General features: G+C 71.9%; 18 protein-coding genes and 4 pseudogenes. 6 read left to right on the top strand and 16 right to left on the bottom strand.

All coding sequences use genetic code 11. The annotated features are described in order from the left end of the window. Positions 1-329: 329 nt before the first annotated feature. Positions 330-497, bottom strand: a complete 168-nt coding sequence (locus tag EDD90_RS56040; RefSeq protein WP_185149503.1) for a hypothetical protein — start codon at positions 495-497, stop codon at positions 330-332. 153 nt (positions 498-650) lie between these two features. Here EDD90_RS56040 and ppdK point away from each other — a divergent pair, with 153 nt between their 5' ends. The 3 genes from ppdK (at position 651) to EDD90_RS49775 (ending at position 4,409) form a co-directional block, all read left to right on the top strand. After that, complete coding sequence (gene ppdK / locus EDD90_RS49785; RefSeq protein ID WP_123979713.1) at positions 651-3,341, top strand: pyruvate, phosphate dikinase; 2,691 nt, start codon at positions 651-653, stop codon at positions 3,339-3,341. A 44-nt stretch (positions 3,342-3,385) separates the two neighbouring features. Continuing rightward, a complete protein-coding gene (locus tag EDD90_RS49780) occupies positions 3,386-3,772 on the top strand; it encodes a hypothetical protein (RefSeq protein ID WP_123979711.1) in 387 nt (128 codons plus the stop codon). A gap of 181 nt (positions 3,773-3,953) precedes the next feature. Further along, on the top strand, positions 3,954-4,409 hold the full coding sequence (locus EDD90_RS49775) for a pyridoxamine 5'-phosphate oxidase family protein (protein ID WP_123979709.1): 456 nt from the start codon (positions 3,954-3,956) through the stop codon (positions 4,407-4,409). A gap of 98 nt (positions 4,410-4,507) precedes the next feature. Here EDD90_RS49775 and EDD90_RS49770 read toward each other — a convergent pair whose 3' ends face one another. Next, positions 4,508-5,575 (bottom strand): zinc-dependent alcohol dehydrogenase family protein, encoded by a 1,068-nt coding sequence (locus EDD90_RS49770; RefSeq protein ID WP_123979707.1) that lies wholly within the window; start codon positions 5,573-5,575, stop codon positions 4,508-4,510. 343 nt (positions 5,576-5,918) lie between these two features. Between EDD90_RS49770 and EDD90_RS49765 the strand changes: the two genes are divergently transcribed. Then, positions 5,919-6,500, top strand: a complete 582-nt coding sequence (locus EDD90_RS49765) for a hypothetical protein (protein ID WP_123979705.1) — start codon at positions 5,919-5,921, stop codon at positions 6,498-6,500. 320 nt (positions 6,501-6,820) lie between these two features. On the opposite strand, the pseudogene EDD90_RS49760 reads toward EDD90_RS49765, so the two are convergent. From EDD90_RS49760 to EDD90_RS58060, 10 genes and pseudogenes are all read right to left on the bottom strand, one after another. Continuing rightward, a pseudogene (locus EDD90_RS49760) lies at positions 6,821-7,334 on the bottom strand (flavodoxin domain-containing protein). Between the two features lie 16 nt (positions 7,335-7,350). After that, a pseudogene (locus tag EDD90_RS49755) lies at positions 7,351-8,078 on the bottom strand (CBS domain-containing protein). A gap of 19 nt (positions 8,079-8,097) precedes the next feature. Next, positions 8,098-10,791, bottom strand: coding sequence for a bifunctional GNAT family N-acetyltransferase/acetate--CoA ligase family protein (locus EDD90_RS49750; RefSeq protein WP_123979703.1), 2,694 nt, complete (start codon positions 10,789-10,791; stop codon positions 8,098-8,100). A gap of 132 nt (positions 10,792-10,923) precedes the next feature. Then, the gene (gap, locus tag EDD90_RS49745) at positions 10,924-11,937 is read right to left on the bottom strand and encodes a type I glyceraldehyde-3-phosphate dehydrogenase (RefSeq protein ID WP_123979701.1); all 1,014 of its coding nucleotides are present in this window, start codon (positions 11,935-11,937) and stop codon (positions 10,924-10,926) included. Between the two features lie 31 nt (positions 11,938-11,968). Further along, the gene (locus EDD90_RS49740; protein WP_123979699.1) at positions 11,969-14,353 is read right to left on the bottom strand and encodes a phosphoketolase; all 2,385 of its coding nucleotides are present in this window, start codon (positions 14,351-14,353) and stop codon (positions 11,969-11,971) included. A gap of 131 nt (positions 14,354-14,484) precedes the next feature. Next, positions 14,485-15,393 carry a universal stress protein gene (locus EDD90_RS49735; protein WP_123979697.1) on the bottom strand — a complete coding sequence of 303 codons (909 nt, stop codon included), beginning with the start codon at positions 15,391-15,393 and terminating at the stop codon, positions 14,485-14,487. Between the two features lie 137 nt (positions 15,394-15,530). Next, complete coding sequence (gene pflA / locus EDD90_RS49730) at positions 15,531-16,268, bottom strand: pyruvate formate-lyase-activating protein (protein WP_123979695.1); 738 nt, start codon at positions 16,266-16,268, stop codon at positions 15,531-15,533. Continuing rightward, complete coding sequence (gene pflB, locus EDD90_RS49725; RefSeq protein ID WP_123979693.1) at positions 16,265-18,511, bottom strand: formate C-acetyltransferase; 2,247 nt, start codon at positions 18,509-18,511, stop codon at positions 16,265-16,267. Before pflB ends, pflA begins: the two co-directional genes overlap by 4 nt. 116 nt (positions 18,512-18,627) lie before the next feature. Beyond that, complete coding sequence (locus tag EDD90_RS49720; protein ID WP_123979690.1) at positions 18,628-19,551, bottom strand: carbamate kinase; 924 nt, start codon at positions 19,549-19,551, stop codon at positions 18,628-18,630. 3 nt (positions 19,552-19,554) lie between these two features. Continuing rightward, complete coding sequence (locus EDD90_RS58060) at positions 19,555-20,790, bottom strand: arginine deiminase family protein (protein ID WP_260328578.1); 1,236 nt, start codon at positions 20,788-20,790, stop codon at positions 19,555-19,557. Here EDD90_RS58060 and EDD90_RS49710 point away from each other — a divergent pair. Further along, positions 20,698-21,310: pseudogene (locus EDD90_RS49710) on the top strand (CBS domain-containing protein); the annotation flags it as partial. The gene EDD90_RS58060 and the pseudogene EDD90_RS49710 sit on opposite strands and share 93 nt — an antisense overlap. Positions 21,311-21,495: 185 nt before the next feature. Here the strand turns inward: EDD90_RS49710 and EDD90_RS49705 are convergent. The 4 genes and pseudogenes from EDD90_RS49705 to EDD90_RS49695 all read right to left on the bottom strand — a co-directional run bounded on the left by EDD90_RS49705 (position 21,496) and on the right by EDD90_RS49695 (position 25,662). After that, a pseudogene (locus EDD90_RS49705) lies at positions 21,496-22,816 on the bottom strand (oleate hydratase). Then, positions 22,750-23,082 carry an oleate hydratase gene (locus EDD90_RS58055; protein WP_260328577.1) on the bottom strand — a complete coding sequence of 111 codons (333 nt, stop codon included), beginning with the start codon at positions 23,080-23,082 and terminating at the stop codon, positions 22,750-22,752. The pseudogene EDD90_RS49705 and the gene EDD90_RS58055 overlap by 67 nt, the downstream one beginning before the upstream one ends. A 271-nt stretch (positions 23,083-23,353) precedes the next feature. Next, positions 23,354-24,412 (bottom strand): YbhN family protein, encoded by a 1,059-nt coding sequence (locus tag EDD90_RS49700; protein WP_123979688.1) that lies wholly within the window; start codon positions 24,410-24,412, stop codon positions 23,354-23,356. A gap of 197 nt (positions 24,413-24,609) precedes the next feature. Beyond that, positions 24,610-25,662, bottom strand: a complete 1,053-nt coding sequence (locus EDD90_RS49695; protein WP_123979686.1) for a class I fructose-bisphosphate aldolase — start codon at positions 25,660-25,662, stop codon at positions 24,610-24,612. 271 nt (positions 25,663-25,933) lie between these two features. Here EDD90_RS49695 and EDD90_RS49690 point away from each other — a divergent pair, with 271 nt between their 5' ends. After that, entirely contained in the window at positions 25,934-26,824 is an 891-nt protein-coding gene (locus EDD90_RS49690; protein ID WP_123979684.1) for a universal stress protein, read from the top strand. Positions 26,825-26,834 lie beyond the last annotated feature (10 nt).

The following is a 26,834-nucleotide window of genomic DNA, read 5'->3' as shown; positions in this document are numbered from 1 at the left end:
TCGGACTGCCACCTCGCGCGGCAGTGGATCCCCATCCACCTTCGCACCGGCAGCCCGCCGGCAGGAGGGGCCACTCGGCCCGTTGGCGTACCCGCTCAGCCTCTGCGGGCGGGGTGGCCGCGGATCGAGGCCGCCGCCACGGCGCCGCAGGCCCGGTGCCGCCCGCTTCCTGTGCGCGGCACCGGGACCTTCGGGTTCAGTGGTGCGCGGGGGTCGGCCGGCACGCGCGGATACGGGATCAGTGGCGTGGTGCGGTGCGGCCGCCGGCCGCGCAGCCGGGCGGTGAGCGCGGGCCACGCACACCTCGTGCGGTGGGGCGTCACCCCGAGTCAGCCCGTCCGCACGAGGATGGTCAGGACACCGTCCTTGTACTCCGCCGTCGCCTCGTCGCCCCTGGCACCCACGGCAGCCGGACGGAGCGGGCGAACGTGCTGTAGCGGCTCGTCGTCGAGCCTGAGCTGTGGCAGCCGTGCGCGAGCCGCTTCGGAGCCTTCCACCGCGGATCTCCAGATCCTTCCGACTCGAACGGGTCGGGTCCAGGTGGGCCGGTCGGCCCTCCGATGGGGACGGACAGCATCTGCCCCAGCGGCCCCGGCCGATCGACGCTTGAGCTGAAACCAGCCCTGAGCAAGACGGAGGAGACCGGTGTCATGGTCCGATACGTGTACGACTTCGCCGAGGGCGGCCGTGACATGGCCGAGTTGCTCGGCGGCAAGGGTGCGAACCTGGCCGAGATGACCCGGCTGGGCCTGCCGGTCCCGCCCGGTTTCACCGTGACCACCGAGGCCTGCCGGGCCTTTCTGGCCACCGGAGCCGAGCCGGAGGGCATGACCGAGGAGATCGCCCGGCACCTGTCGGGTCTGGAGGCCGCCGCCGGGCGGTCGCTGGGGCAGCGGGACGACCCGTTGCTGCTGTCCGTGCGCTCCGGCGCCCGGTTCTCCATGCCGGGCATGATGGAGACGGTCCTGGACATCGGCCTGAACGACGACACGGTGCAGGGTCTGGCCAAAGCGTCCGGCAGTGAGCGGTTCGCCTGGGACTCCTACCGGCGGCTCGTCCAGATGTTCGGCAGCACGGTGATGGGCGTCGACCCGGCCCTCTTCGAAGAGGCCATCGGCCTGCTCAGGGAGGCCCGCGACGCCCCGGACGACGTCCATCTCGAGGCGAGCGACCTCGCGTGGCTGGTGGACACGTACAAGCGCCTGATCCTCGACGAGACCGGACGGCACTTCCCTCAGTCCCCCGCCGAGCAGCTGCGCCTGGCGGTCCTCGCCGTCTTCCGCTCCTGGAACGGCGAGCGTGCCCGCGTCTACCGCCGCCGTGAGCACATCCCCGACGACCTGGGCACCGCCGTCACCGTGCAGTGCATGGTCTTCGGCAACCTGGGCCCCGACTCCGGCAGCGGCGTCGCCTTCACCCGCGACCCCGCCACCGGCCGCCCCGGTCTGTACGGCGACTACCTGGCCGACGCCCAGGGCGAGGACGTGGTCGCCGGCATCCGCAACACCGTGCCGCTGGCCGACCTGGAGCGGCTGAACCCGGCCGCCTACCGGCAGCTGCGCAACCACATGCAGACCCTGGAGCGGCACTACCGGGACCTGTGCGACATCGAGTTCACCATCGAGCGCGGCCGGCTGTGGATGCTGCAGACCCGGGTCGGCAAGCGCACCGCCGAGGCCGCGTTCGCCATCGCCGCCGAGCTGGCCGAGGAGGGGCTCATCACCCCGGACGAGGCGCTCGCCCGGGTGAGCGGCGAGGGACTGGCCCGGCTGATGTTCCCGCGTTTCGACAGCGCGGCGACCGGCACCGCCCTCGTCCACGGCATCCCCGCCTCTCCGGGCGCGGCGGTCGGCGCGGTCGTGTTCGACTCGGCCGAGGCGGTGCGGCGGGCCGCCGCCGGTGAGCGGGTGGTGCTGGTCCGGCAGGAGACGACCCCGGACGACCTGCCCGGCATGCTGGCCGCCCAGGCGGTGCTGACCAGCCGCGGAGGCAAGACCAGTCACGCCGCGGTCGTCGCCCGCGGGCTGGGCAGGGTGTGCGTGTGCGGCGCGGAGCAGCTCGCCGTGAACACCGAGGCACGCCGCTTCACCGCGCCCGACGGCACCGTCGTGGAGGAGGGCACGGTCGTCTCGGTGGACGGCTCCTCCGGCGCGGTGTACGCGGGAGCGGTCCCGCTGGTCGCCTCCGCCGCGATGCGGTACCTGGAGACCGGTGAACAGTCGGACGGCGTCGTCGCGGCGGTCGCCCGCGCGCTGGAACAGGCCGACTCGGTACGGCGCCTGGCGGTCCGGGCCAACGCGGACACGCCCGAGGATGCGGCTCGCGCCCGCCGGTTCGGTGCTCAGGGCATCGGGTTGTGCCGTACCGAGCACATGTTCCTCGGCGAGCGGCGCAAGCTGGTCGAGGACATGATCCTGGCCCGCACGGACGCGGACCGCGACCGGGCGCTCGCGGCACTGCTGCCGCTCCAGCGGGACGACTTCACCGGCATCCTGGCCGCGATGGACGGACTGCCGGTCACCATTCGGCTACTGGACCCGCCGCTGCACGAGTTCCTGCCGGACCGCACCGAACTCGCCGTACGCGTCGGCGCCGCCGAGGCCCGGGGCGAGCAACCGGACGCGTACGACTCGGAGTTGCTGGCCGCGATGAACCGGATGCACGAGCAGAACCCGATGCTCGGGCTGCGCGGTGTGCGCCTGGGACTGGTGGTCCCCGGCCTGGTCGCCATGCAGGTGCGGGCGATCGCCGAGGCGGTGGTGGCGCGTACCCGGGCCGGCGGCGCTCCGAAGGCGGAGATCATGGTGCCGCTGGTGGGTGCCGTGGAGGAACTCCGGTTCGCCCGCGAAGAAGTGGAACGTGTCCTGGGCGAGGTGGCCGAGGAGTCCGGCATACCGCTCGCCTGCCCGGTGGGCACCATGATCGAGCTGCCCCGGGCCGCGCTCACGGCGGGCCGGATCGCCGCGGAGGCCAGGTTCTTCTCGCTGGGTACGAACGACCTGACCCAGACCACCTGGGGCTTCTCGCGCGACGACGTCGAGGCTGCGTTCTTCTCCGCCTACCTCGACCGTGGCGTCTTCGCCGCCTCGCCGTTCGAGACGATCGACCGCGAGGGCGTGGGCCGGCTGGTCCGGATCGCCGTCGACGAGGGCCGTGCGGCGCGTCCCGACCTGGAGATCGGCGTGTGCGGCGAACACGGCGGCGACCCCGAGTCGGTGCACTTCTTCCACGAGGCGGGACTGGACTACGTCTCCTGCTCGCCCTTCCGTGTCCCGGTGGCCCGGCTGGAGGCCGGACGGGCCGCCCTTCCCGAGACGACCGGCGTCAGCGACAGCCGGTGAACACCCCTCACAGTGAGCGAAAGAATCGAAAGGACGTGGCGCACATGACCATCAGGGACGCCGTACGCATGCGGGCCCAGGGCGAGGTGGACGAGGAAGCGCTCGGCCATGTCCGCTCGAAGGTCGACGCGGCCTTCGAGCGGCTCGGACTCCCTCCCGCCGAGGGCACGTTGACCGTCGTCCGGGCCGCCGCACCGCACGTCCGGCGGCCGTGGTCGGCCACGGCCCGGCTCCTGGTGGCCGGGACCGTGGTCGTCGTGCACGCGGAGGAGCCCACCGCCCACGAACTCGGGGACCGGCTGGAGGACAGGGTGCGGGCCCGTGCGGAGGCGGAGGCGCACCGCACGGACACGGCCCGCAGGTCGGCCGCGCCGCCGCCGTGGCGCGGCGGGCCCGCGGGATCGGACGACGGCAGCCGGTCCGCCACGTAAGGGCCGATCGGCCCAGGACGCGGGACCAACGGCACCTGCGCCGCAGCGCGGCCGGGGAGAGAGTTGGGTCAGGAGCGGCACCGATCCCCTGCGGTGCCGCTCCGCCCGTACCACCACTCCGCACCGTCTCGGCGAGGCATGTCCGCCGCGCCGAGGGACGACTCACCGACGGAAGCCCGACATGGCGAACGACGACAGCGCACCCGCCCCTTCGACGAATGCGCGCAGGAGCGTCGAGCTCGACAGCGCGGAGGCGCTGCGGCTGCTGGGCTCGGTCTCCCTGGGACGGATCGTCTTCACCCGGCAGGCGCTGCCCACCGTCCGCCCCGTCAACCATGTGCTGGTCGACGGCGACATCGTCATCCGCACCCACGAGAGCGCCGCCCTGACCTCCCGCACCCGGCAGGCCGACGGCGCCGGGGTCGTGGTCGCCTACGAAGCGGACATCATCGATCCCGACACCCACCTGGGCTGGAGCGTGGTGGTCACCGGCTACGCACGCCTGGTGACCGATCCACGCGAACTCGCCCGCTATGAGCAACTGTTGCGTCCATGGCTGAACAGGAACATGGAAGACGCGGTCCGGATCCGCCCCGACCTGGTGACGGGCATCGCCCTCGTCGGCGACGACGGCTGAGCGGCCGGTCACGAGGTACTCCCTCGCTGAACACGTCGCCGGTCCGGTCGGCCTCGCCCGGCCCCACCTGTTCGGCCGTCCCCTGTCCCGTCCTCCCGTCAGGCCGCGGGGACGGCCAGCTCGTGCTGGACCCCGCCGAGCACCACCTTCAGTGCGGCGGTCTCACCGGCCCGACGGAAGACGTCGTACGCCTCCTCCATACGGCTCAGCGGGAAGGTATGGGTGACCATCTGCGCGGTGGGCAGCCGGCCGGCGGCGGCCATCCGCAGCAGGGTCGGTGTGGAGTGGGTGTCCACCAGGCCGGTCGTGATGGTCACGTCCTTGATCCACAGGTCTTCGAGGTGCAGGGTGGCCGGCCTGCCGTGCACGCCGATGTTGGCGACGTGACCGCCGGGCCGCACCATCCGGGTGCACAGCTCGAAACTCTCGGGCACTCCGACCGCCTCGATCACCACGTCCGCGCCCAGCCCGTCGGTCAGGTCGGCAACCAGCTGCGCGGGGGCCTCATGGACGTCGGCCACGGCATCGGCGCCGAACCGGTGGGCAGCCTCCAGCCGGGCCGGGGCCAGGTCCACCGCGATGATCCGCTCGGGTGAGAACAGGCGGGCCGTGGCGATCGCCGCGAGTCCGATGGGACCGGCACCGACGACGGCGACAGTGTCGCCGGGGCGCACCCGCCCGTTCAGCACGCCCACCTCGTAAGCGGTGGGGAAGATGTCCGCGAGCAGCACCGCGTCCCTGCTGTCGAGCGCGCCGGGCAGTGCGTGGACGGACAGGTCGGCGTGCGGGACGCGGACGTACTCGGCCTGGGTGCCGTCGATCAGGTGGCCGAGGATCCAGCCTCCGCCGCCCCGGCACTGGCCGTACATCCGCTCCCGGCAGTAGGAGCAGCGCCCGCAGGAGGTGATGCAGGAGACCAGCACCCGGTCGCCCGGCCGTACGGTCTGCACGTCGCCGCCGACCTCGACGATCTCGCCGACGGCCTCATGGCCCAGGACCGTGCCGGGAAGGACCTCGGGGACGTCGCCCTTGAGGATGTGCAGATCCGTCCCGCAGATCGTGACGGCGTCCACGCGTACGACGACGTCGGTGGGCTCCTTGACGGCGGGGTCGGGGACCTCTTCCCAGGCCGACTGCCCGGGGCCGTGGAAGACGAAGGCTTTCATGTCGCGCTCACCGTCCTTGGTCCGCTGCGGGGCCGGGGACCGACGGACGCCGGGAAGACGCCGGATTGCCCCGCAGATCCATCCTGTCCCGGCTTGCGAGGACGCGCTTGGGCCGTCCGGCCCCCGCCGCGTGCCGCACGGGGCAGGACAGCGCCTTCGAGCCGTCCCGCACGCCACCCCGGCCGCCGGCCTCGACAGCGCGGGAGGGCTGAACGGCCTTGTCCCTCTCGCAAGTTGAGTCCGAGCGGCCCTGCGGCGGCCCCTGTCCGGCCCATACCCGGCCGGCACACCGGCTGCCACCTTCGGAAACGTCACCACGACGACGAGGAGGGGGTACGGTCCGATGCGCGGAGCCAAGAGCGGGAAGAAGCGGCTGTGGCGGTGGCAGGACAACCCGCTGCGGCGGCACGACGACATCGTCGAGGCCTGGATCGTCCTGGCCGTGTGGGCGTTCATCGCGGTGGGCGGTGCCGTCGCCGGCGTGGTGACGGCCCGGGCCGCGGACCAGGTGTTCGCACAGCAGCGGGCCGATCGCCGACCCGTCCAGGCGGTACTGCTCACGGGCGTTCCGAAGAGCACCGGCACCGGTGGGGTGACCGACGAGCGCAGGATGGCCAGGGTGCCGTGGACGGCGCCCGACCGATCCTTCCGCACCGGCCTGACCCGGGTGGACGCGGACCTGGGCGCAGGGACTTCGGTCATGGTCTGGGAGGACGGCCGGGGACGCCTGGTCGCCGAACCGCCGGACGCGACGGAGGCGGCCATCGAGGCAGGGGTTCTGGGGGCGCTGGCCGTGGCCGCCGTGGCGGGCGCCGCACTGGGTGCGGGAGCCGTCGCCCGTTGGCGGCTGGACGAACGGCGGATGGCACAGTGGGGGCGGGAGTGGGATCTCGTCGGACCGCGGTGGGGACACCGGACGGGCTGAGCGATGGCACCTGTGCCACGACGATCGTCCGCGGGAGACGGCGCACGGAAACCCCCCGCTCGTCCCTCGATCCAGCGCGGGCCGAGATCGACTTCGCCTTCGACTGTGCCCGTCGGCGTCCCCGACGTGGACCGTGCCGCCTGGGAGGACCAGCAGGTCCAGTTCCTGGCGGATGTGCCTCGCCCGTGGCGAGCGAGGCACGCCGGGGTACCGGTCCTGGAGGACGTCAGGCTGTTCGCCCCCGGCCGAGGCGCTGCCCCCCTGCTCCGCGGAGGCCGCGCTGACCATGATCGGCACCGCTCTCTGACGTCTCTCACCTCTCACTCGTCGTCCGCCTCGCCTCCCCGCAACTCCCCGGCGACTCGAGCCGCCCAGGCCTCGATCGCCGCGAAGTCCCGGAAGTCCCCGCCATTTCCCGAGCGAAGGATCCGCTGCGCCAACCAGCCCTTGGCACCCTCCTCCAGACAGCCGCCGAAGGTGGCGTGGCCCCGGACGCCCAGTTCCGTCATCGCGCGCCGCACCCCGCGCACCGGCGGGATGTCCCCGGAGCCGGCGACGGAGGCCGAGCGGGCCGCTGCTGAAGAACCACAGCGACCGCTTCGCGAGCGCGCGGCGGTGGCGGCGCACGAAGCGCCGGGCGTCCTTGTGCCAGCGGCCGGCGTACAGCGCGCCGCCGACCACGACCGCGCCGTAGGGCGTCAGGTCGGTGACGGCTCCGGCCGAGCGGGTCTCCGCCGTCAGGCCGTCCTTGCGCAGGAAGGCCGCGACGGTCTCCGCGATCTGTGCCGTGGATCCGTTCGTGGTCCCGTAGGTGACCAGCACGGTGCCCGTCATGGCCACATGCCTCCTCTCACAGTCCGCGCAGCCAGTCGTCGGCCGCGCCGTGCAGGGCCTGCTCCGCACGGATGCCGGCGTCGTCGAGGCGGTAGGTCAGCTTGTCGACCACGTCGACCACGCCGTCGATCTGGCAGGTCATGGAGACGGCGATCTCGGTCTCGGTCCTGCGTTCCATATGGCCGGTGAGCGTGACGACACCTTCGGTGACGGAGACCCCGACGGTGCGGGGCGACAGCCACAGGGCACGCACCAGTACCTCGTCGACGACTTCCGTGCGGATCTCCGCGTCCGGGCGGAGGAACACCGTCAGCAGGTCGCGGCGGGTGACGATGCCGACCAGCCGGTTCTCCACATCGAGGACGGGGAGGCGTTCCACGTGCCGCGCGGCCATCGTGCGGGCTGCCTCGACGATGGTGTCCTCGGCGTGCACCGTGACCGGAGGTTCGGTCATCAGTTCCCCGGCGATGCGGGCCCCGGCCTTGCCGGCCTGCCGCCGGGCACCGCGGGTCAGCTGTCCGAGCGGCGGCGTGCGCCGCTTGTTCGCGAAGGGGACCGGGGCGGCCGCCTGGCGCACCATCAGGTCCGTCTCGGAGATGACCACGATGACCTTGTCGTCGTCGAGCACCGGCCGTCCGCTGATCCGGTGGTCCGCGAGGAGCCGCGCGACTTCCTTGAACGGGGTGGCGTAGGTGGCGTGGACGACGTCGTGGTCATCACGGAGCCCACCTTGTCGTGCTTCATGTCTGTTCCCTCCTCGGCTTCAGCGCAGCCGGCGCAGATAAGGGTCCTTGGCGTGGCGCGGCAGCAGACGGAGCCGTGCGTCGAGCACGGTGACCCCGCCGGGTGCGGCGAGCACCGGGTTGAAGTCGGCCTCGGCCAGCTGCGGCAGGTCCTCCGCCATCCGGGACAGCCGCAGCAACAGCTGTTCCAGGCGCTCCAGGTCGACCGGCCCGGCGCCGTTCGTGCCGAACAGCAGGGGCGCGCAGCGCGGGGCGGTGATCAGGTCGTGCACGTCGTGGTCGGTGAGCGGAGCGAGCCTGGCCGCGTGGTCGGCGAGCACCTCCGTGGCCGTACCTCCGAGCCCGAACAGGACCAGCGGGCCGAAGACCTCGTCCTGGACGACACCTGCGAACAGTTCGGTGCCGCGATCGGCGAGCGGCTGGAGCACCACTCCGGTCAGCAGGCCGTGGAAGCGGGTCTCCAGGTCGCGGAAGGCGGCCCGGACCTGGTGTTCACCGTGCAGGTCGAGATGGATCGCGCGTTCCTGGCTCTTGTGGAGGATGCCCGGCCAGTGGGCCTTCATCACCACCCTGCCGTCGGCACCGCGCAGTCGTTCGGCGGCGCGCACGGCGTCGTCCTCCGTCTCGGCCCAGGCCCAGCGGATCTGCGGGATGCCGTAGCAGGCGAGCAGGTCGGCGCAGGTCCGCGGGTCCGCCCAGCCGCCGTCGGGGTGGGCGTCGAGGTAGGCGTCGGCCAGCGTCCGGGCCTGTTCGGTGTCGATGTCGTCGAGGGCCGGGACGGTGCCGGCCGGGCGGGACAGCCAGGCCGCGCGGCGGGCCGCGTGGGCCAGCGCGCAAGCGGCCGCCTGCGGTTCGGCGTAGCTGGGGATCGTGCCGTCTTCGAGCGCGGGCAGCAACTTCACCGGAAGGTCCTGCTCCAGGCGCACGGCGACGACGGGCTTGGTCCGGCGGCCGGGCGCCCGGGTGAGGGCCCGGACGAGGTCGTCGCCGGTGGCGGCGGCGACCGCCGTCGGGACCAGGACCACCAGCACGGCGTCGACGCCCGGGTTGCCGACGAGCCGGTCGACGCACCGCCTGAGTTCTTCCTCGCTCACCGCGGCCGTGGCGTCGAGGGGATTGCCGAAGGACGCGCCGTCCGGCAGGACGGTGGCCAGCTCGTCGACGGCCCTGGGCGTGAACGGCGGCAGGGTAAGGCCCGCCTCGGCGCAGGCGTCGGCGGCCAGAACGCCCGCCCCGCCCGCGTTGGTGACGATCGCGACGCGCGTCCCTTCGGGGAGCGCCTGGGAGTACAACAGCGCTGTCGTTTCGAGGAGTTCACCGACCGAGCGGGTGGCGGTGATGCCGGCCTGGGTGAACAGCGCCTGGCGGGTCATGGTGGGGGTGGCGGCCGCGGCCGTGTGCGAAGCGGCGGCCCTGCGGCCTTCCTGTGAGCGTCCCGCGTCCACGGTCAGCACCGGCAGCCGGCGGGCGACCCTGCGGGCGGTTCGGGAGAAGGCCCGGGGGTTGCCGAAGGACTCCAGGTGCAGGAGGGCGAGGTCGGTGCGGCCGTCGGTCTCCCACCACTGGAGCATGTCGTTGCCGCTGACGTCGTACTTGTCGCCCAGCGAGACGAAGGACGACACGCCGATGCCCAGCCGGGACAGCCCGTCGAGCAGGGCGATGCCGATGCCGCCGGACTGTGCGGCCACTCCGGCGCTGCCGGGGCGTGGATGGCCGGCGGCGAACGTGGCGTCGAGGCGCAGTTCCGGGTCCGTGTGCGAGATGCCCAAGCAGTTGGGGCCGACCATGCGCATGCCGTAGGTGCGGCAGGCCGCCAGGAGCGCCCGCGCCTGGGCGGCGTCGAGACCCGAGGTGACGACGACCAGGGCACGGACGCCGATCTTGCCGCACTCCTCGGCGCAGGCCGGTACGCCTGCGGCGGGCACCGCGATGATCACGAGGTCCGGGGTCTTCGGCAGGGCGTGCACGCTGGGGTAGGACGGCACACCGAGCACCGACGTCACGTTCGGGTTCACCGCGAAGAGGCGACGGGTGAAGCCGCCGGAGTGCAGGTGGTGAAGGATCGCCCGGCCGACCGAGCCGGGGGTGCGGCCCGCGCCGATGACGGCGACCGCGTCCGGGCACAGCAGCGGCTTGAGGCTCGCCACGTCGGCGGAGCGGCCGCGGGCCTCGACGGCCGACAGGTAGGTGTCGTCCTCGTCGAGGTGGATGGTGCAGCGCGCCTCCGGACCCTCGAAACGGCGGGAGGTGCGCAGGCCGAGGTCGGTGAAGAGCCGGAGCACCTCGCGGTTCTCGCTGAGCGCGTCGGCGGTGAAGGTGTCGATACCGGCCGCGCGGGCCGCCGAGACCAGGTGCTCGATCAGCAGGGTGCCGACCCCTCGGTGGTGCAGTCCGTCGGCGACGGCGATGGAGATCTCCGCCAGGCCCGGCTTGCCGCCGGTGTCGTACTCGGCGAGGCCCAGCACGGCTCCCTGGGCCTCGGCGAGCAGGGCCCGGTAGCCGGGGCGGGGCGTGCAGGCCCGGTCGGCGGCCATGGCGGCCGAGCGAGGGCTCAGCCCGAAGAACCTCAGGCGGAGGTTCTCCGGCGACATGTCGTCGTAGAACCGCTCCAGCCGGTCGTGGTCGCCCGGCAGCACGGAGCGGATACAGATGGTGGTTCCGTCCGCGAGCAGCGCGTGGACGGCGAGAGCTCGGTCGAGCAGGTAGTCCGTCATGGCGGGTCTCCTCCGAACCGGTCGGTACTTCGAGCATCCGGCGTGGGCGCCCGTGATCCCATGGGCTGCCCGGGGCGGGGTGAGGGCCGATCGGCCCTCACCCCGCCCCGGACGGCCTCGCCCCGGCGGGTTTCACTCCTCGGCGACCAGAGCGGTGAGGTCGAGGAGCCGGTTGGTGTAGCCCCACTCGTTGTCGTACCAGCCGAAGACCTTGGCCAGGGTGCCGTTGGCCTGGGTCAGGGCCGGGTCGAAGACGCAGGAGGAGGGGTCACCGATGACGTCACGGGAGACGATCGGGGCCTTGGACACCCGCAGGATGCCGTTGAGGGGACCCTCGGCGGCGGCCGAGAACGCGGCGTTGATCTCGTCCGGGGTCGCCTCGCGTTCCAGCACCACGGCGAGGTCGGTGAGCGAGCCGTCCTCGACGGGCACCCGGACCGCGATCCCGTCCAGCGCCCCGGCCAGCTCGGGCACCACGAGGCCCACCGCGCGGGCGGCGCCGGTGCTGGTGGGGATGATGCTAAGGGCGGCCGAGCGGGCCCTGCGGAGGTCCTTGTGCGGGCCGTCGAGCAGGGACTGGTCGTTGGTGTAGCCGTGGATGGTCGTCATCACTCCGCGCTCGATGCCGAAGGCGTCGTCGAGGACCTTGACCATCGGGGCGACGCAGTTGGTGGTGCAGGATGCGGCGGAGACGATCTGGTGGCGTCGCCGGTCGTATGCACCATCGTTGACGCCCATGACGATGGTGGCGTCCACGTTCTTGCCGGGGGCCGACAGCAGCACGGTGTGGGCGCCCGCCTTCAGGTGCAGGGCGGCGGAGTCCCGGTCACGGAACCGGCCGGTGGACTCGATGACGATCCCGGCGCCGTAGTCCGACCAGTGCAGGGCGGCCGGGTCGCGCTCCGAGGTGACGGCGATGCGCCGGCCGTCCACCGTGATGGAGCTGTCGTCGTGCAGGACGTCGCGTCCGATGTGCCCGAACGTCGAGTCGTACTCCAGGAGATGGGCGAGGGTGGCGGGCGAGGTGACGTCGTTGATCGCGACGACGTCGAGCTCCTGGGTGCCCGCCTCGGCACGGTCCAGGGCGGCGCGCAGGTAGGTACGGCCGATCCGGCCGAAGCCGTTGATGCCGACACGTACGGTCATGGCGGTGAACTCCTCACAGGGTAGGTGGTGTTCAGGCGGTCCAGGTCCAGTCGGCGACCTCGGGCAGGTCGGTGCCGTGCTCGCGGATCCAGGCCTGGTGGCGGGTGCGGACGTCGGCCATCTGCTGGCGTACGGCGGCGGCGCGCACGGCGAGACCGGGGACACGGTCGATGACGTCCATGACCAGGCGGTAGCGGTCGAGGTCGTTGCGGACGACCATGTCGAACGGTGTGGTGGTGGTCCCGGACTCCTTGTAGCCGCGCACATGCAGGTTCTGGTGGCCGGTGCGGCGGTAGGCGAGGCGGTGGATCAGCCAGGGGTAGCCGTGGTAGGCGAAGATCACCGGCTTGTCGGTGGTGAACAGGCCGTCGTACTCGAAGTCGCTCATCCCGTGCGGGTGTTCGTCCTTGGGCATGAGGCTGGTCATGTCGACGACGTTGACCACGCGCACGGCCAGCTCGGGGAGATGGCCGCGCAGCAGCTGGGCGGCGGCGAGGATCTCCTGGGTGGGGACGTCGCCGGCGCAGGCGAGGACGACGTCGGGTTCACGGGTGCCGTTCTCGGTGCCGGCCCACTCCCAGATCCCCGCGCCGCGGGCGCAGTGGACACGGGCCTGGTCCATGGAGAGCCAGTCGAAGCAGGGCTGCTTGCCGGCCACGACCACGTTGACGTAGTCCCGGCTGCGCAGCACATGGTCGGCGACGGAGAGCAGGGTGTTGGCGTCCGGCGGGAGGTAGACGCGGACGACCTCGGGGCTCTTGTTGAGGACGTGGTCGACGAAGCCGGGGTCCTGGTGCGAGAAGCCGTTGTGGTCCTGACGCCATACATGCGAGGTCAGCAGGTAGTTGAGGGAGGCGATGGGCGCCCGCCAGGGCAACTCCCGCGAAGTCTTCAACCACTTGATGTGCTGGTTGACCATCGAGTCGACGATGTGCACGAACGCCTCGTAGCAGGAGAACAGCCCGTGCCGGCCGGTGAGGAGATAGCCCTCCAGCCACCCCTGGCAGGTGTGTTCGGAGAGGATCTCCATCACCCGGCCGTGCCGGTCCAGGTGTTCGTCCACCGGGAGCACCTCGGCCTGCCAGGCCTTGCCGGTGGCGTCGTAGACGGCCTGGAGCCGGTTGGAGGCGGTCTCGTCGGGACCGACGACACGAAAGTCCCGGCGCAGCCGGGTGTCCTTCATAACCCGGGCGAGGAAGTCACCGAGGACGCGGGTGGGCTCGTGCAGGGTGCTGCCCGGCTTGTCGACGGGCACCGCGAAGTCGTTGAGGTCAGCGATGGGCAGGTCCCGGACGAGGAGGCCGCCGTTGGCGTGCGGGGTGGCGCCCAGCCGCTTCGCACCGTCGGGGACGCAGGCGAGCACGTCGGCGACCGGCCGGCCGTCGGACCCGAACAGCTCCTCCGGCCGGTACGACCGCAGCCACGCCTCCAACTGCCGCAGATGCTCCGGGTTTTCACGGACCCCGGCGAGCGGGACCTGATGGGCCCGCCAAGTGCCCTCCACGGGCACACCGTCCACCTCCACGGGGCCGGTCCAGCCCTTGGGCGTGCGCAGCACGATCATCGGCCAGTGCACCCGCTCGGTGACACCGTCCTCGCGGGCTGAGCGCTGCATGACGGCGATGCGGTCCAGCGCCCGGTCCATCGCCGCGGCCATGGCACGGTGCACCTGTGCCGGATCGTCGCCGGTCACGTGGATCGGGTCGTGGCCGTATCCGCGCAGCAGGGAGTCGAGTTCGGCCTCGGGCAGACGGGCCAGGACGGTCGGGTTGGCGATCTTGTAGCCGTTGAGGTGCAGGATCGGCAGCACCGCGCCGTCGTGCGCCGGGTCGAGGAACTTGTTCGAGTGCCAGGACGCGGCCAGCGGCCCGGTCTCCGCCTCACCGTCGCCGATCACACAGGCCACCAGCAGGTCCGGGTTGTCCAGGGCGGCACCGTAGGCGTGGGAGAGCGAGTAGCCCAGCTCACCGCCCTCATGGATCGAACCCGGCGTCTCCGGGGCCACATGGCTGGGCACACCGCCGGGGAAGGAGAACTGCCGGAACAGCCGTGCCATCCCCTCCGCGTCCCGCGACACGTCGGGGTAGGTCTCGCCGTAACTGCCCTCCAGCCAGGAGTTGGCCAGCACGGACGGACCGCCGTGCCCCGGCCCCCATACGCACAGAGCGTCCAGCCCACGTGCCCTGATGACCCGGTTCAGGTGCGTGTACACGAGGTTCAGACCGGGCGAGGTGCCCCAGTGACCGAGCAGCCGGGGCTTGATGTGCTCCGGCCGCAGCGGCTCGGTGAGCAGCGGGTTCGACAGCAGGTAGATCTGGCCCGCGGCCAGGTAGTTCGCAGCGCGCCAGTGCGCGTCCAGGGTGCGCAGGTCGTCTTCGGAAAGCATGGTGGCGTCCTGGTGTTCGGCCTTGGACATGGAAAGACTCCAGAAGTCGCGAGGGTCGTCGGGCGGTACAGGCGGTATGGCCGGCAAGTACGCGGCGGAGCTGCCGCGCAGGGAGCAGGAGACGGAACTGCCACGTATGCAGTGGGCAGCCCCCCAGCAGGTCAGCTGTGCGGGACGACGGCGACGGGGGCGGTGGAGTGGTGCAGGACGGTGTGGGTGACGGAGCCGATGTGGGTGCCGAGCGGGCTGCGGCGGGTACGCCGGCCGACGACCACTAGGCAGGCGTCGCGGGAGGCGTCGACGAGGTGGCTGCCGGGGGTGCCGCAGTGGGACTGCTCGATGATTTCGACAGCGGGGAACTTCTCTCGCCAGGGGCGCAGGACCTCGGTCAACGCGGTGCTTTCGTACCGCGCCAGGTCTTCGCGGAGACCCAGGTCGGCGGCCACGCCGTAGGTGTCGTAGGAGTAGGGCGGGTTCCAGCCGTGCACGACCCGCAGCGACGTACCTCGGCGGGCCGCCGCGGCGAAGGCGAACGCGATCAGGTCGTCGTCGGGGCTCTCGGTGTCGAGGCCGAGGACGACGGGCCGGAACGGTGTCTGCGCGGACGGGATGCCGAAGGGGGCCGACTCGTGCTCCTCGGCGGCCTGTTCCCCGGCGCGGACCAGGACGACCGGCCGTTCGACGTGGGCGACGACGGACAGGCCGACGGAGCCGACCATGAACCCGCCGATGCCGCCCAGGGCACGGGAGCCGAGGACGAGCAGCTCGGCGTCGTTCGCCGCGCCCACGAGGACATCCGCGGGCCGGCCGGACAACTGCTCGGTGCTCACGTCGAGGCCGGGGTGCCGCAGCCGCACGCCGTCGGCCGCCTCGCGCGGCACACGCTCCGTCCAGTGCCGGTGGATCTCGGGACCGAGCACCGGTGCCTGTGCCATGGGCGCCGGTACGGGCTCCCAGACGTGCACCAGCTTCAGCGGCAGTTCGAGCAACTCCGCCTCGCGGGCCGCCCACTCGGCCGCGGCGCGGCTCTCGGGAGAGCCGTCGAGGCCGACGGTGACGGTACGGGTCATGATCTCTGCCTCCTGAACGGGGTTTCCGGTACGAGCGTCGTCTTCGGACGGGATCTCCGGCAGAGGCCGCAGGTCCCTCTGGCGGGCCGATCGGCCCTGGCCGGTGGGCGATACGGCGGACCAACGGGAGCTCGCGTTCAGTAAGCCCGCAAGCCATGTGTGCGGAACTGCTTCCGTACTCGCTCGACCGAGTCCGGCGCGGGGCTCGGTGTGTCGCGCAGCGGGAACGGGATGCCGAGGGCCTCGTACTTCGCGGCGCCCAGCTTGTGGAACGGCAGGATGTCCACGCGGTCGACCGCGTCGAGGCCAGCGACGAAGCGGGCCAGGCCGTCGACGGGTTCCGGGGCGTCGGTCCAGCCCGGGACCAGGACGTACCTGATCCACATCCGCACGCCGAGCCGGTCGAGGCGGGTGGCGAAGCTCAGGGTGGGGGCGAGTTCGCCGCCCGTGAGGCGCCGGTAGGTGTTGACGTCGAAGGACTTGATGTCCAGCAGGACCAGGTCGGTGTGGGAGAGGAGTTCGTCGGAGGCGCGGGCGCCGAGGAAGCCGGAGGTGTCGAGCGCCGTGTGCAGCCCGGCCTCCTTGCAGCGTCGCAGCAGTTCGCCGGTGAAGGCGGGCTGGAGCAGCGGTTCGCCGCCCGTGACGGTCACTCCGCCGCCGGCCGTGGTGATGAACGCCCGGTACTTCTCGATCTCCGCCATCACCTCGTCCACGGTCGTCTCCTTGCCGTCGCGCATGTGCCAGGTGTCGGGGTTGGCGCAGTACAGGCAGCGCAGCGGGCAGCCGGACACGAAGAGCACGAACCGGGTGCCGGGACCGTCCACGCCGGTGGACAGGTCCCAGGAGTGGATCCGGCCCCGTACCAGAGTGCTCACAACGATCCGTGGAAGGTGCGGCTGATCACGTCGAGCTGCTGCTCGCGGGTCAGCCGGACGAAGTTGACCGCGTACCCGGACACCCGGATCGTCAGGTCCGGGTACTTCTCCGGGTGCTCCATCGCGTCCTCCAGGGTGGCGCGGTCCAGGACGTTGACGTTCATGTGGAAGCCGCTGGCCGCCGTGTAGGCGTCGAGGATGCCGACCAGGTTGCGGGCGCGTTCCTCCGGGCGGTGCCCCAGGCCCTCCGGGGTGATGGTCGTGGTCAGCGAGATGCCGTCCCGGGCCTGGTCGTACGGCAGCTTGGCGACCGAGAGCGCCGAGGCGGCGACCCCGTGCCGGTCGCGGCCGTTCATCGGGTTGGCGCCGGGGGCGAAGGGCTGTCCGGCGCGGCGGCCGTCGGGGGTGTTGCCGGTGTGCTTGCCGTAGACGACGTTGGAGGTGATCGTGAGGACGGACTGGGTGTGCTCGGCGTTCCGGTAGGTGGGGTGTCGGCGCACCTTGGCCATGAAGGACTCGACCAGACCGACGGCGAGTTCGTCGGCGCGGTCGTCGTTGTTGCCGTACACCGGGTAGTCGCCCTCGACCTCGTAGTCGACGGCGAGTCCGGTCTCCGGGTCCCGGATCACCTTCACCCGGGCGTACTTCACGGCGGACAGACTGTCCGCGGCGACGGACAGGCCGGCGATTCCGCAGGCCATGAAGCGGTGCACGGGGTGGTCGTGGAGGGCCATCTCCACACGTTCGTAGGCGTACTTGTCGTGCATGTAGTGGATGACGTTGAGCGCGTTGACGTACGTCCGCGCCAGCCAGTCCAGCATCCGGTCGTAGGCGGCGGCCAGTTCGTCGCTGTCCAGGTACTCCCCGGTCAACGGCGCAGTTGCGGGGGCCACTTGCTCTCCGGTCAGCTCGTCCCGGCCACCATTGACCGCGTACAGCAGCGCCTTGGCGAGGTTGACCCGCGCTCCGAAGAACTGCATCTGCCTGCCGACCGCCATCGCCGACACACAGCAGGCGATCGCCGTGTCGTCGCCGGTGCGCGGGCGGGTCAGCTCGTCGGACTCGTACTGGACGGCGCTGGTGTCGACCGACACCTGGGCGCAGAACTCCTTGAACCCCTCGGGGAGTCGGGGCGACCACAGAACGGTCAGGTTGGGTTCCGGGGCGGGGCCGAGGTTGTACAGGGTCTGCAGGAACCGGAAGGAGGTGCGGGTGACCAGCGGCCGGCCGTCCTCGCCGATGCCGCCGATGGACTCCGTCACCCACGTCGGGTCGCCGGAGAACAGGGCGTCGTACTCGGGGGTGCGCAGGAACCGTACGATCCGCAGCTTGATCACGAAGTCGTCGATCAGCTCCTGGGCCCGGGTCTCGTCGATGGTCCCGTCCGCCAGGTCCCGTTGGAGGTAGACGTCGAGGAACGTGGAGGTGCGGCCGAGTGACATCGCCGCGCCGTTCTGCTCCTTCACGGCGGCCAGGTAGGCGAGGTACAGCCACTGGACGGCCTCGTGGGCGGTACCGGCGGGCCGGGAGACGTCGCAGCCGTACGTCGCCGCCATCTGCGTCAGTTCGGTCAACGCCCGTGCCTGTTCGGCGAGTTCCTCGCGGTCGCGGATGACCTCGGCGGTGGAGTCGAGCGCGTCCAGCGTGGCACGCTCGGCGCGCTTGGCCTCGATCAGGCGGTCGGTGCCGTACAGGGCCACCCGCCGGTAGTCGCCGATGATCCGGCCGCGGCCGTAGGCGTCGGGCAGCCCGGTGATGATGCCTGCCTTGCGGGCTGCGCGCATCTCGGGGGTGTAGGCGTCGAAGACCCCGTCGTTGTGGGTCTTGCGGTAGGTGCCGAAGACGCGGGTCACGAACGGGTCGGGCTCGTAGCCGTACGCCCGTAGTCCGTTCTCCACCATCCGCAGGCCGCCGTTGGGCATGATCGCGCGCTTGAGCGGGGCGTCCGTCTGCAGGCCGACGATCAGTTCGCGGTCGCGGTCGATGTACCCGGGCGCGTGCGAGGTGATGGTGGACGGGGTGGCGGTGTCGACGTCGAGGATGCCCCGGCGCCGCTCCTCGGGGAACAGGGCGCTGACCTTCTCCCAGACGGCCCAGGTGCGCCCGGTGGCTCCGCTCAGGAACGCGGAGTCCCCTTCGTACGGTGTGTAGTTGGCCTGGATGAAGTCGCGCACGTCGATCTGCTCGCGCCAGCGGATGCCGGTGAAGCCCCGCCAGGCATCCGTACGGCTGCCGACGGTCATGGTCGGTTCTCTCCTCGACTGGACGGCTCTCGCTTCGAATGGTGGTCTGTCGCGGTGATCGCGGGGAGTGCCGTCCGGTCCAACGGTCGCGGGGCCGGACGGCCCCCGGCGGCAGCTCACTCGCCCATGAGGTCCGGGCGGATCAGCGTGCCCGAGCGGCCGTGGACGATCTCGTACGCGGCGTCCAGGGCGCCGATGGCGGCGAGTCCGCCGGTGCGTTCGACGAACCGGGCGGCGGCCTCCGTCTTGGGGCCCATCGAGCACTCCGGGAAGCCGCCCCGGCGCAGCCGGCTCGGGGTGGCGTCGTCCAGCGGGCGCTGCCGTGGGGTGCCGTAGCCCTCGTACACGCACGGCACGTCCGTGAGGATGAGCAGGAAGTCGGCCTTGAGTTCCTCGGCGAGCAGGGCGGCGGTGAGATCCTTGTCGACGACCGCCTCGACCCCGGTGAGGGCACCGGTGTCGGCGTCGGCGACGACGGGCACACCTCCGCCGCCCGCGCAGATCACCAGCGTGCCGGAGGCGAGCAGTTCGTGGACGGTCTCCGTCTCCACGACGCCCTCCGGGCCGGGTGAGGGTACGACTCGGCGCCAGCCGTCGCCGTCCCGCGCGACCTGCCAGCCGCGCAGCCGTGCGAGGGTCGGGACGGCCTTCCCCGAGTACATCTGGCCGACGAACTTGGTGGGCCGGCCGAAGGCCGGATCGTCGGCCCGTACCAGGGTGTGGGTGACGAGTGTGGCGATACGCCGGCCGGGCAGCGCGTTGTGCAGGGCGCGGGCCAGCAGGGAGCCGATCATGCCCTGGGTCTCGGCACCGAGCAGGTCCAGCGGGTAGGGGGCGGTCAGGGCGGGGTCGGCGACGCTCTCGACGGCAAGCAGGCTGATCTGCGGGCCGTTGCCGTGGGTGATCACCAGTTCGTGGTCGTGGGCGAGGGCGGCGAGTGCGGTGACGACCCGCTCGACGTTCGCCTCCTGGACGGCCGCGTCGGGGTGGTCGCCCCGGCGCAGCAGGGCGTTGCCCCCGAGGGCGGCGACGATGCGCATGGTTCAGTCCTCCAGGGTGGCGACGAGGACGGCCTTGATGGTGTGCAGCCGGTTCTCCGCCTGGTCGAAGTCGATCGACGCCGGCGAGGCGAACACCTCGTCGGTGACCTCAAGACCGTCCAGGCCGTGGGCTTCGAAGAGCTCCTGGCCCAGGTGGGTGCTGCGGTCGTGCAGGGCGGGCAGGCAGTGCATGAACTTGACGTCCGGGTTGCCGGTGGCGGCCAGCGTCTTGTCGTTGACCTGGTACGGCAGGAGCAGCTCGATCCGCTCCCGCCAGGTATCCGCCGGCTCTCCCATCGAAACCCAGACGTCGGTGTGGAGGAATTCGGCGCCGCGGACCGCTGTCTCGACGTCCTCGGTGAGCAGGATCCGCGCTCCGCTTCGCTCGCCCAGTTCCCGGCAGCGGGTGACCAGCGCGGGGTCGGGCCACAGCGGGGCGGGCGCGGCGATCCGGACGTCCATGCCGAGCAGCGCGCCCATGGACAGCAGCGAGTTGCCCATGTTGTTGCGGGCGTCGCCGAGGACGGCGAGGTAGCTGCTGCCGTCGTCCCACTGCTCGCGCTCGGCACCCCGGATGTCCTGCGGCGCGGAGAGCATCCGGACCTTGTCCAGGTCCAGGGCCTCGGCCAGGGCGGAGTCGGCGGTGACGTCGAAGCCGGTCTCGCGGGTGTCGCTGGGCAGCAGCGTCCAGGAGCGCAGCGAGTCGGCAAGTCCCGGATAGATCGTGAAGGCGTCCCGGTCGACCATGGTCAGCACCGTGTCGAGGTGCATGAACGCGCGGGCGGACGGCAGCTGGACGGCGATCAGCCGGTTCGCGGTCCCGTCGGCGAACAGCCGGGCGGCCAGGTTCTCCACCGCCTGCGCGGTGGTGCGCTCCCCCATGCCGACCATGACGGAGCCGTTGCCGAGGACGTGGACGTCACCGCCCTCCAGGGTGCCCGCCACACCGTCCAGCAGCGCCGTGCCGGCGAACAGCGGATGGAAGCGGTAGATGGCCTCGGCGTGCAGGCTCTCGCGCCGCCGAGCCTGCTTGGCCATCGGGTTGACCGAGAGACGGTCGTAGATCCAGCAGGAGTTGTCGCGCGGGAAGAGGTGGTTCGGCAGCGGCGCGAGCGCGAAGTCGTCCGCGTCCAGCGCGCTCCAGACCAGGCTGTGCAGGACTGGCGGGTCAGCGCCCTGCCCGTGGTCGAGGGCGAGGGCCGGGTCGTCGGCGTCGTCTCCGAGGCGGACCTGCTGCACAAGGAGGAGTTCCGGGACGGCGACCCCGACCGGTACACCCGACTGCGCCCTGTCGACGAGCTGGCCACGGCCGGTGCCCTGACGGCGGGCGAGCTGATGACGTCCCCCGCGCTCACCGTCCGCCCGGACGCCACGCTCGCACAGGCCGCGCGGATCATGGCACGGGCCAAGGTGAAGCGCCTGCCCGTGGCCGACGACCTGGGCGTCCTCCAGGGCGTGGTCAGCCGCGCCGACCTGCTCAAGGTCTTCCTGCGCGACGACGAGGCGATCGCGGAGGAGGTCCGGCGCGAGATCGTGTCGTACCTCTTCCCCGCCCCCCGGCACGGTGCTGCGCGTGGACGTCCGCGACGGGGTCGTGACGCTCGCGGGCCGGATCCGGGACACGTCCCTGGTGCCCGTGGCGGCATGGCTGGTCAGGGCTGTCGAGGGCGCGGTGGACGTGGAATTCGACCTGTCCCCGAACCCGGCACCCGCCGCGGCGGATGCCCCGCAACGCATAAGTGGGACCGGACGGCCTTAGTGCGCCCCGTCCCGTCCCGGTGGGCACGCGGCCAAGTGACGGACGGCCGACGGCACGCGCAGGACCCGCATCTCCGGTCAGTGGGCCTGGGCGGTCGGGACGTGCCGGTGAGCACGCGGTGAACGCCCCGGTCCGGTCCTCGGTGTCGTGCCGGGAACCGGACCGGTGTGGTCCCGGGTCAGGGCTCAGGCCAGGGCGGCCTTCAGCACGCCGAACGCCGTCTTCGGGTCGGCGAGGGCGTGGTGGATGCCGGGGATCTCGCGGTCGAGGCCGAGCAGGCCGTAGACGGCGTGCATGGCGCCGCGTACGGAGTACTCGACGGTGAAGACGACGTCCTCCGGTATCTCCGTGAACTGACCGAGGAAGGCGAAGTTCGCCGCCCCGCGCGGAATGACCGGCGGCCGGTCGTGCGGGGTGCGCGGCGCGAACTGGCTGGTGATGTAGGGCAGCATCACCGGGATCACGGTCGTGGTGGCCGCGACCTGCTCCTCGATGTCCGACATGCCCAGGTGGCCGAGGAGTTCGGTGAGGATCTCCCGGCCGGTGCACTGTGCCATCGGCTTGTGGACGAAGTCGCCGTCGCGGTCGACGAACAGGCCGTAGCCCCACACGGTGTACACGTCCTCCGGCTGGCCCTCGAAGTGCGGGGCGTGCGGGACGACGATCGACATCAGCCAGCCGGAGTGCTTGAACGTCATCAGCGCGCCGGTACCCGGCAGGTTGCCGGACAGTTCCTCGATGCGGTGCAGCAGGAGCGGGCTGCGCATGGTGAGGGTGAAGGACTCCCACTTGGCCTCGTCGACGTTGCCGTGGAAGACGGCCGGGCGTCCGAAGTCGTCGGCCTTGACCGCGAGGGTCTCCCACCGCCGCCAGCCGCCGTCGCGCTTGTCGCGGATCAGCTCGGGCGCGGTGTCGTCGTCACCGTAGGCGGCGTCGGCGGTCATGGAGCCGAGGGTGAGGAACGCGTGGTCGGTGGTCGCGAGGTCGTACACGTCGGGCTGTCCGGCGCGGTCGAGGTGGAGGCGGCGCACCCGCCGGGTGCCGTCCGCGTCGGTGGTGATGTCGGCGTCGGTGACCCGCACTCCGTGCTCGAAGCGCACGCCGAGTTCCGTGAGCCAGACCTGGAGGGGGCGGATGATCGAGTCGTACTGGTTGAGCCGGGTCCGGCGTACGCCCGAGAGGGTGTGCATACGGGGGAACTCCTGCATGACGCAGGAAGTAGCGCTTCAGCTCGATGGCGCTGTGCCAGTTCTGGAAGGCGAAGGTGGTGCGCCACATCGCCCAGAAGTTGGTCTCGAAGAAGTGCGGGGAGAAGAACTCGTCGATCCGGCGGGCCCCGATCAGCGACTCGGGGAGCACGAGCAGCCGGGTCAGCTCCATGCGGTCGCGGGTGTCGAGGCCGTAGTCGGAGGCGTCCAGGATCTCGGCGCCCTTGCCGATCAGCCGGGCTTTGGCGTCGGTGGGCCACTCGGCGCTGAACGCCCGGATCTCCTCGCGCACCGACACGCTCTCGTCGGTGAGGGTCGGGATGCTCTCCAGGAGGTTCCACAGGCAGGTGTAGCCTCGTCCTCCAGCATGCGGCCGCCCCGGCTGACGTAACCGGCGGATCCGCCACGGCCGTCCATGGAGCCGCCGGTGACCGGGAGTTCCTCCAGTATGTGGATGTTCTGCCCGGGGAAGCCGCCGTCGCGGATCAGGAAGGCGGCGGCCGCCAGCGAGGCGATACCACCACCGACGAAGTAGGCCCGGGACTGCTGCGGAGCGTCGGTCACGACGTCCCTCCGTCCTGCCGTCCGCGCTAGGTGACGGTCGGCTCGTATCGGGGTCACCGTCAGTCAACTCGCAGGGCATCCGCGCAGGCAGGGGCCGGATGTCCCTGATCACCAGCCGACAGTCCCGGGTCCGGGGGGACCGCGGTCCGTCGAGCGGGTCGGGTGCGGAACGGTGAGAAGCCGGCAGCGCTCTCAGGGCGTGGACGAGGAGCAGGGGCGGACCGCGTTGCCTGGCCTCGTCGGCGGCCCGCGAGAGGGTCGCGGCGGGGACTCATCGCCCGCCGCGCGCCGCGTGTGCCTCTTCGAGGGCGAGGCCGATCCAGCAGGTCCAGCCGACGGGTTGCAGTGCCCAGTAGCTGATGATCCGGTAGAGGAACGTCGCGGCGATCGCCTGTGCGGCCGGCAGACCGGATACGACGAGCAGGGCGGACAGCGTCGCTTCGGCGATGCCCAGGTTCCCCGGCGTCAGGTGCAGGCTCCCGGCCAGCTGGGTGAGTGCGTAGGACAGGAGCAGCCCCCGCCAGGGCACCTCGATGCCCAGGGCCCACATCCCGGCGGCCAGGGCAGCCGCATCGAGCAACCAGTTCAGGAAGGCGTATCCGAGCGGCCACAGCCAGGGCAGCGGCCGGGGTTCCGCGGCGCGGGCCTGCCGCACCACACCGGCGAAGTCCGACTCCGCTCGGCGTACTCGCGGGTACCGTCGGCCTGTGCTCATCCGGACACGGCGCAGCAACCGGCGGCAGCCGGCGAAGCGGGACAGAGCGAGGAGCACCAGCGCGGCGACGAGAGCCGGCAGCAGTACGTCGTCCGTCACAGGGCGTACCAGGGCACCGGGACCGGCCGGACCGGCCACCGCCACCCCGGCGGCGAACAGGAGGCAGAGGCCCGCCGCCGACGCCGCGCCCGAGGTCACCAGGACGGCAGCGGCGAGCACCCCGCCCGCACCCCGGCGGGACAGGTGGCGCAGCAGCCAGGCGGCCGAGAAAGCCGCGCCGGCCGGCAGCGCACCCGCCATCGCGTTGGCGGCCACGGTGGTACACGTCATCCTCGCCATGCTCCACCGCACACCCCCCACCCTCAGCAGCCACCGAGGCACGGCCGCGAAGCACAGCAGGGACATGGCTTCGAGTGCCATGGCGACCACGAGACCAGGTGGCCGCACACGGGCGATCAGGTCATACGCCTCCGCGATCTCACGCCGTCGGAAGAGGGCGGCCACCACCGCGGCAGCCAGTACGAGTGCCGAGCAGAGCCACCAGAACCGGCCCGGCCGGGTGACTCCACCCGGCACCGGTCCGATGTCACCGGCTCGGGTCACCGGCTGCGGCATGCTTCCCTTTCGAGAGTCGGCGCGAGAGGCAGAGCCGGTCGCGGCGGCGGGATCCGTGTGGCCTCGCACCGTGCTCACCCCACTCGCCACGGACCACGATGCCGCCCGGCGTCGGCGCCCGCAGCCGGGTGCGGCCTGCCGGGCGTCATCCGCCCGGGGCATCCGGGTCCGGCCGCCGCTGTCCGGCCACGCCCCCCTCAGGCGACGGTGACGCCCTCGTCCAGGTAGACGTCCTGGACGGCGTGCAGGAGCTCGATGCCCTCGGCGGTGGGGCGCTGGAATGCCTTGCGGCCGGTGATGAGGCCGGTGCCGCCGGCCCGCTTGTTGATCACCGCGGTCCGTACCGCCTGGACCAGGTCCCCCTGGCCTGCCGAGGCGCCGCCGCTGTTGATCAGGCCGACGCGGCCCATGTAGCAGGTGGCGACCTGCCATCGCGTGAGGTCGATCGGGTGGTCGGTGGTGAGCCTGTCGTACAGCAGCGGGTGGGTCTTGCCGAAGCCCAGTGCGCGGTAGCCGCCGTTGTTCTCCGCCTGTTTCTGTTTGACGATGTCGGCCTCGATCGTCACGCCGAGGTGGTTGGCCTGGCCGGTGAGGTCGGCGGAGAGCGCGTAGTCCACGCCGTCCTTCTTGAATGCGGAGTTGCGCAGGTAGCACCACAGCACGGTGAACATGCCCAGTTCATGGGCGCGCGCGAAGACCTCACTGGTCTCCCGCAGCTGGCGGTCGGACTGTTCCGAGCCGAAGTAGATGGTGGCGCCGACGCCCGCCGCGCCGAGGTCGAAGCACTGCTCGACGTCGCCGAACATGATCTGGTCGTAGTGGTTGGGGTAGGTCAGGAGCTCGTTGTGGTTGAGCTTGACGATGAAGGGGATCCGGTGCGCGTAGCGCCGCGACACGGCGCCGAGCACGCCGAGTGTGCTGGCCACCGCGTTGCAGCCGCCGTCGAGGGCGAGTTCGACGATGTTCGCGGGGTCGAGGTAGCGGGGGTTCGGGGCGAACGCCGACGCCGCGGAGTGCTCGATTCCCTGGTCGACCGGCAGGATCGACACGTACCCCGTGCCTGCCAGCCGGCCGTGGCCGAAGAGTGACTGCAGGTTGCGCAGCACCCGGGGCGAGCGGTCGGTCCCGGACACGACCCGGTCGACGAAGTCGGGTCCGGGCAGTACCAGGTCTTCCCTCGGGATCCCCTGGGCGGAGTGGGTCAGCAGGTCCTTGGCCTCGTCGCCCAGAAGCTCTTGGATGTCGGTCATGGCTTCCGCCTCTCCTGTTCCGCGGAATGTCGATGGAGACGGCCGCACACGTGCGGGGCAGCAGGACGTGACACAGTCCGTGCGGCCGCGTCACGGGTTCCCTGTCCATCATCCGTGCGGAGCGACCTCCCGGCAGAGCCGGTCGGGCCCTTCGTCGGGGCCGAACGGTCCACGAGCAGCCGGACATCGCGCCTGCCGGGGCTTTCGAAGGCCCCTGCCATGGAACAGTGGAGGATCGCGTCAACAGGCACGGCGGGCGAAGGAGGACACGATGAGTCACCCCGTGCTGGCCGGTGTCGACGGCTCCGAGCACAGCCTCGCCGCAGCCGAGTGGGCGGCGCGGGAAGCGGTGCTGCGGGATGTTCCCCTCCGTCTCGTGCACGCCGCTCCGCCCCTTCCGGGCGCTGTGGTTCCCCATCAGGCCGGGGAGACGCTGCGCCGTGTGGGCGAGCGCATCGTCGAGGGGGTGATCGCCGACCTCGGTGCCCGCTACCCGGAGCTGCGGGTACGGGGCGCGCAGAGCGCCGAAGCCCCGGCCGAGGCTCTGCTGTCCGCGGCTCGCGGTGCCGGGCTGCTCGTGGTCGGGGCCCGGGGCTCGGGCGGCTTCAACGGCCTCGCGGTCGGCTCGGTGGCCCTTCGGGTGGCGGCCGCCGCCGACCGCCCCGTCGTCGTGGTGCCCGGACCTCGGCCCGGCGGCTTCGGGAACGGCGCACGCCCGGCGGGCGCCGTTCCTCAGGTCGTGGTGGGTTTCGACGCGCACCGCCCGGTCGGCGAGGTGGCGGACTTCGCGTTCGGGGCGGCCCGGACGCGCGGGGCGGTGCTCCGGGTGGTGCAGGCATGGGCCTTTCCCGCCGAGGCCGTGTCGCCGCGGACGCTGTTCGTGGCCGAGGAGGACCGCGCCACCTGGGAGGACCAGGAAGTCCTGCGGTTGTCCGACGCCCTGCGCGCCCGGCAGGAGCAGTGCCCGGAGGTGACGGTCCGCACGGATGTCGTCCTCCTGCACCCCGCGGAGGCACTCCTGAACACGTCCCGCGGAGCCGACCTGCTGGTCGTGGGCCGCGGTGCCGGCCGGGGCGGCGGCGAGGGCCGGCTGGGACCGGTCACGCACGCCGTGCTGCACCACGCCGGGTGTCCGGTGGCGGTCGTACCGCACGCCGCCTGACACCGCGCAG

It is taken from the genome of Streptomyces sp. Ag109_O5-1 (assembly GCF_003814875.1).
GTDB classification, from domain to species: Bacteria; Actinomycetota; Actinomycetes; order Streptomycetales; family Streptomycetaceae; genus Streptomyces; species Streptomyces sasae.
Note: the sequence above shows the minus strand (reverse complement) of the source record. Positions and strands in the feature narration are given on the sequence as shown.

What these genes read in the sequence shown, in the direction of transcription:
- gap (WP_123979701.1), bottom strand. Translation starts at nt 11,937, where the DNA reads ATGACCGTACGTGTCGGCATCAACGGCTTCGGCCGGATCGGCCGTACC.
- EDD90_RS49720 (WP_123979690.1), bottom strand. Translation starts at nt 19,551, where the DNA reads ATGCGCATCGTCGCCGCCCTCGGGGGCAACGCCCTGCTGCGCCGGGGC.
- EDD90_RS49735 (WP_123979697.1), bottom strand. Translation starts at nt 15,393, where the DNA reads ATGACCCGTACCGTCACCGTCGGCCTCGACGGCTCTCCCGAGAGCCGC.
- EDD90_RS49690 (WP_123979684.1), top strand. Translation starts at nt 25,934, where the DNA reads ATGAGTCACCCCGTGCTGGCCGGTGTCGACGGCTCCGAGCACAGCCTC.
- ppdK (WP_123979713.1), top strand. Translation starts at nt 651, where the DNA reads ATGGTCCGATACGTGTACGACTTCGCCGAGGGCGGCCGTGACATGGCC.
- EDD90_RS49750 (WP_123979703.1), bottom strand. Translation starts at nt 10,791, where the DNA reads ATGACGGACTACCTGCTCGACCGAGCTCTCGCCGTCCACGCGCTGCTC.
- EDD90_RS49695 (WP_123979686.1), bottom strand. Translation starts at nt 25,662, where the DNA reads ATGACCGACATCCAAGAGCTTCTGGGCGACGAGGCCAAGGACCTGCTG.
- EDD90_RS49700 (WP_123979688.1), bottom strand. Translation starts at nt 24,412, where the DNA reads ATGCCGCAGCCGGTGACCCGAGCCGGTGACATCGGACCGGTGCCGGGT.
- EDD90_RS49780 (WP_123979711.1), top strand. Translation starts at nt 3,386, where the DNA reads ATGACCATCAGGGACGCCGTACGCATGCGGGCCCAGGGCGAGGTGGAC.
- pflB (WP_123979693.1), bottom strand. Translation starts at nt 18,511, where the DNA reads ATGACCGTCGGCAGCCGTACGGATGCCTGGCGGGGCTTCACCGGCATC.
- EDD90_RS49740 (WP_123979699.1), bottom strand. Translation starts at nt 14,353, where the DNA reads ATGTCCAAGGCCGAACACCAGGACGCCACCATGCTTTCCGAAGACGAC.
- EDD90_RS49770 (WP_123979707.1), bottom strand. Translation starts at nt 5,575, where the DNA reads ATGAAAGCCTTCGTCTTCCACGGCCCCGGGCAGTCGGCCTGGGAAGAG.
- EDD90_RS49775 (WP_123979709.1), top strand. Translation starts at nt 3,954, where the DNA reads ATGGCGAACGACGACAGCGCACCCGCCCCTTCGACGAATGCGCGCAGG.
- EDD90_RS49765 (WP_123979705.1), top strand. Translation starts at nt 5,919, where the DNA reads ATGCGCGGAGCCAAGAGCGGGAAGAAGCGGCTGTGGCGGTGGCAGGAC.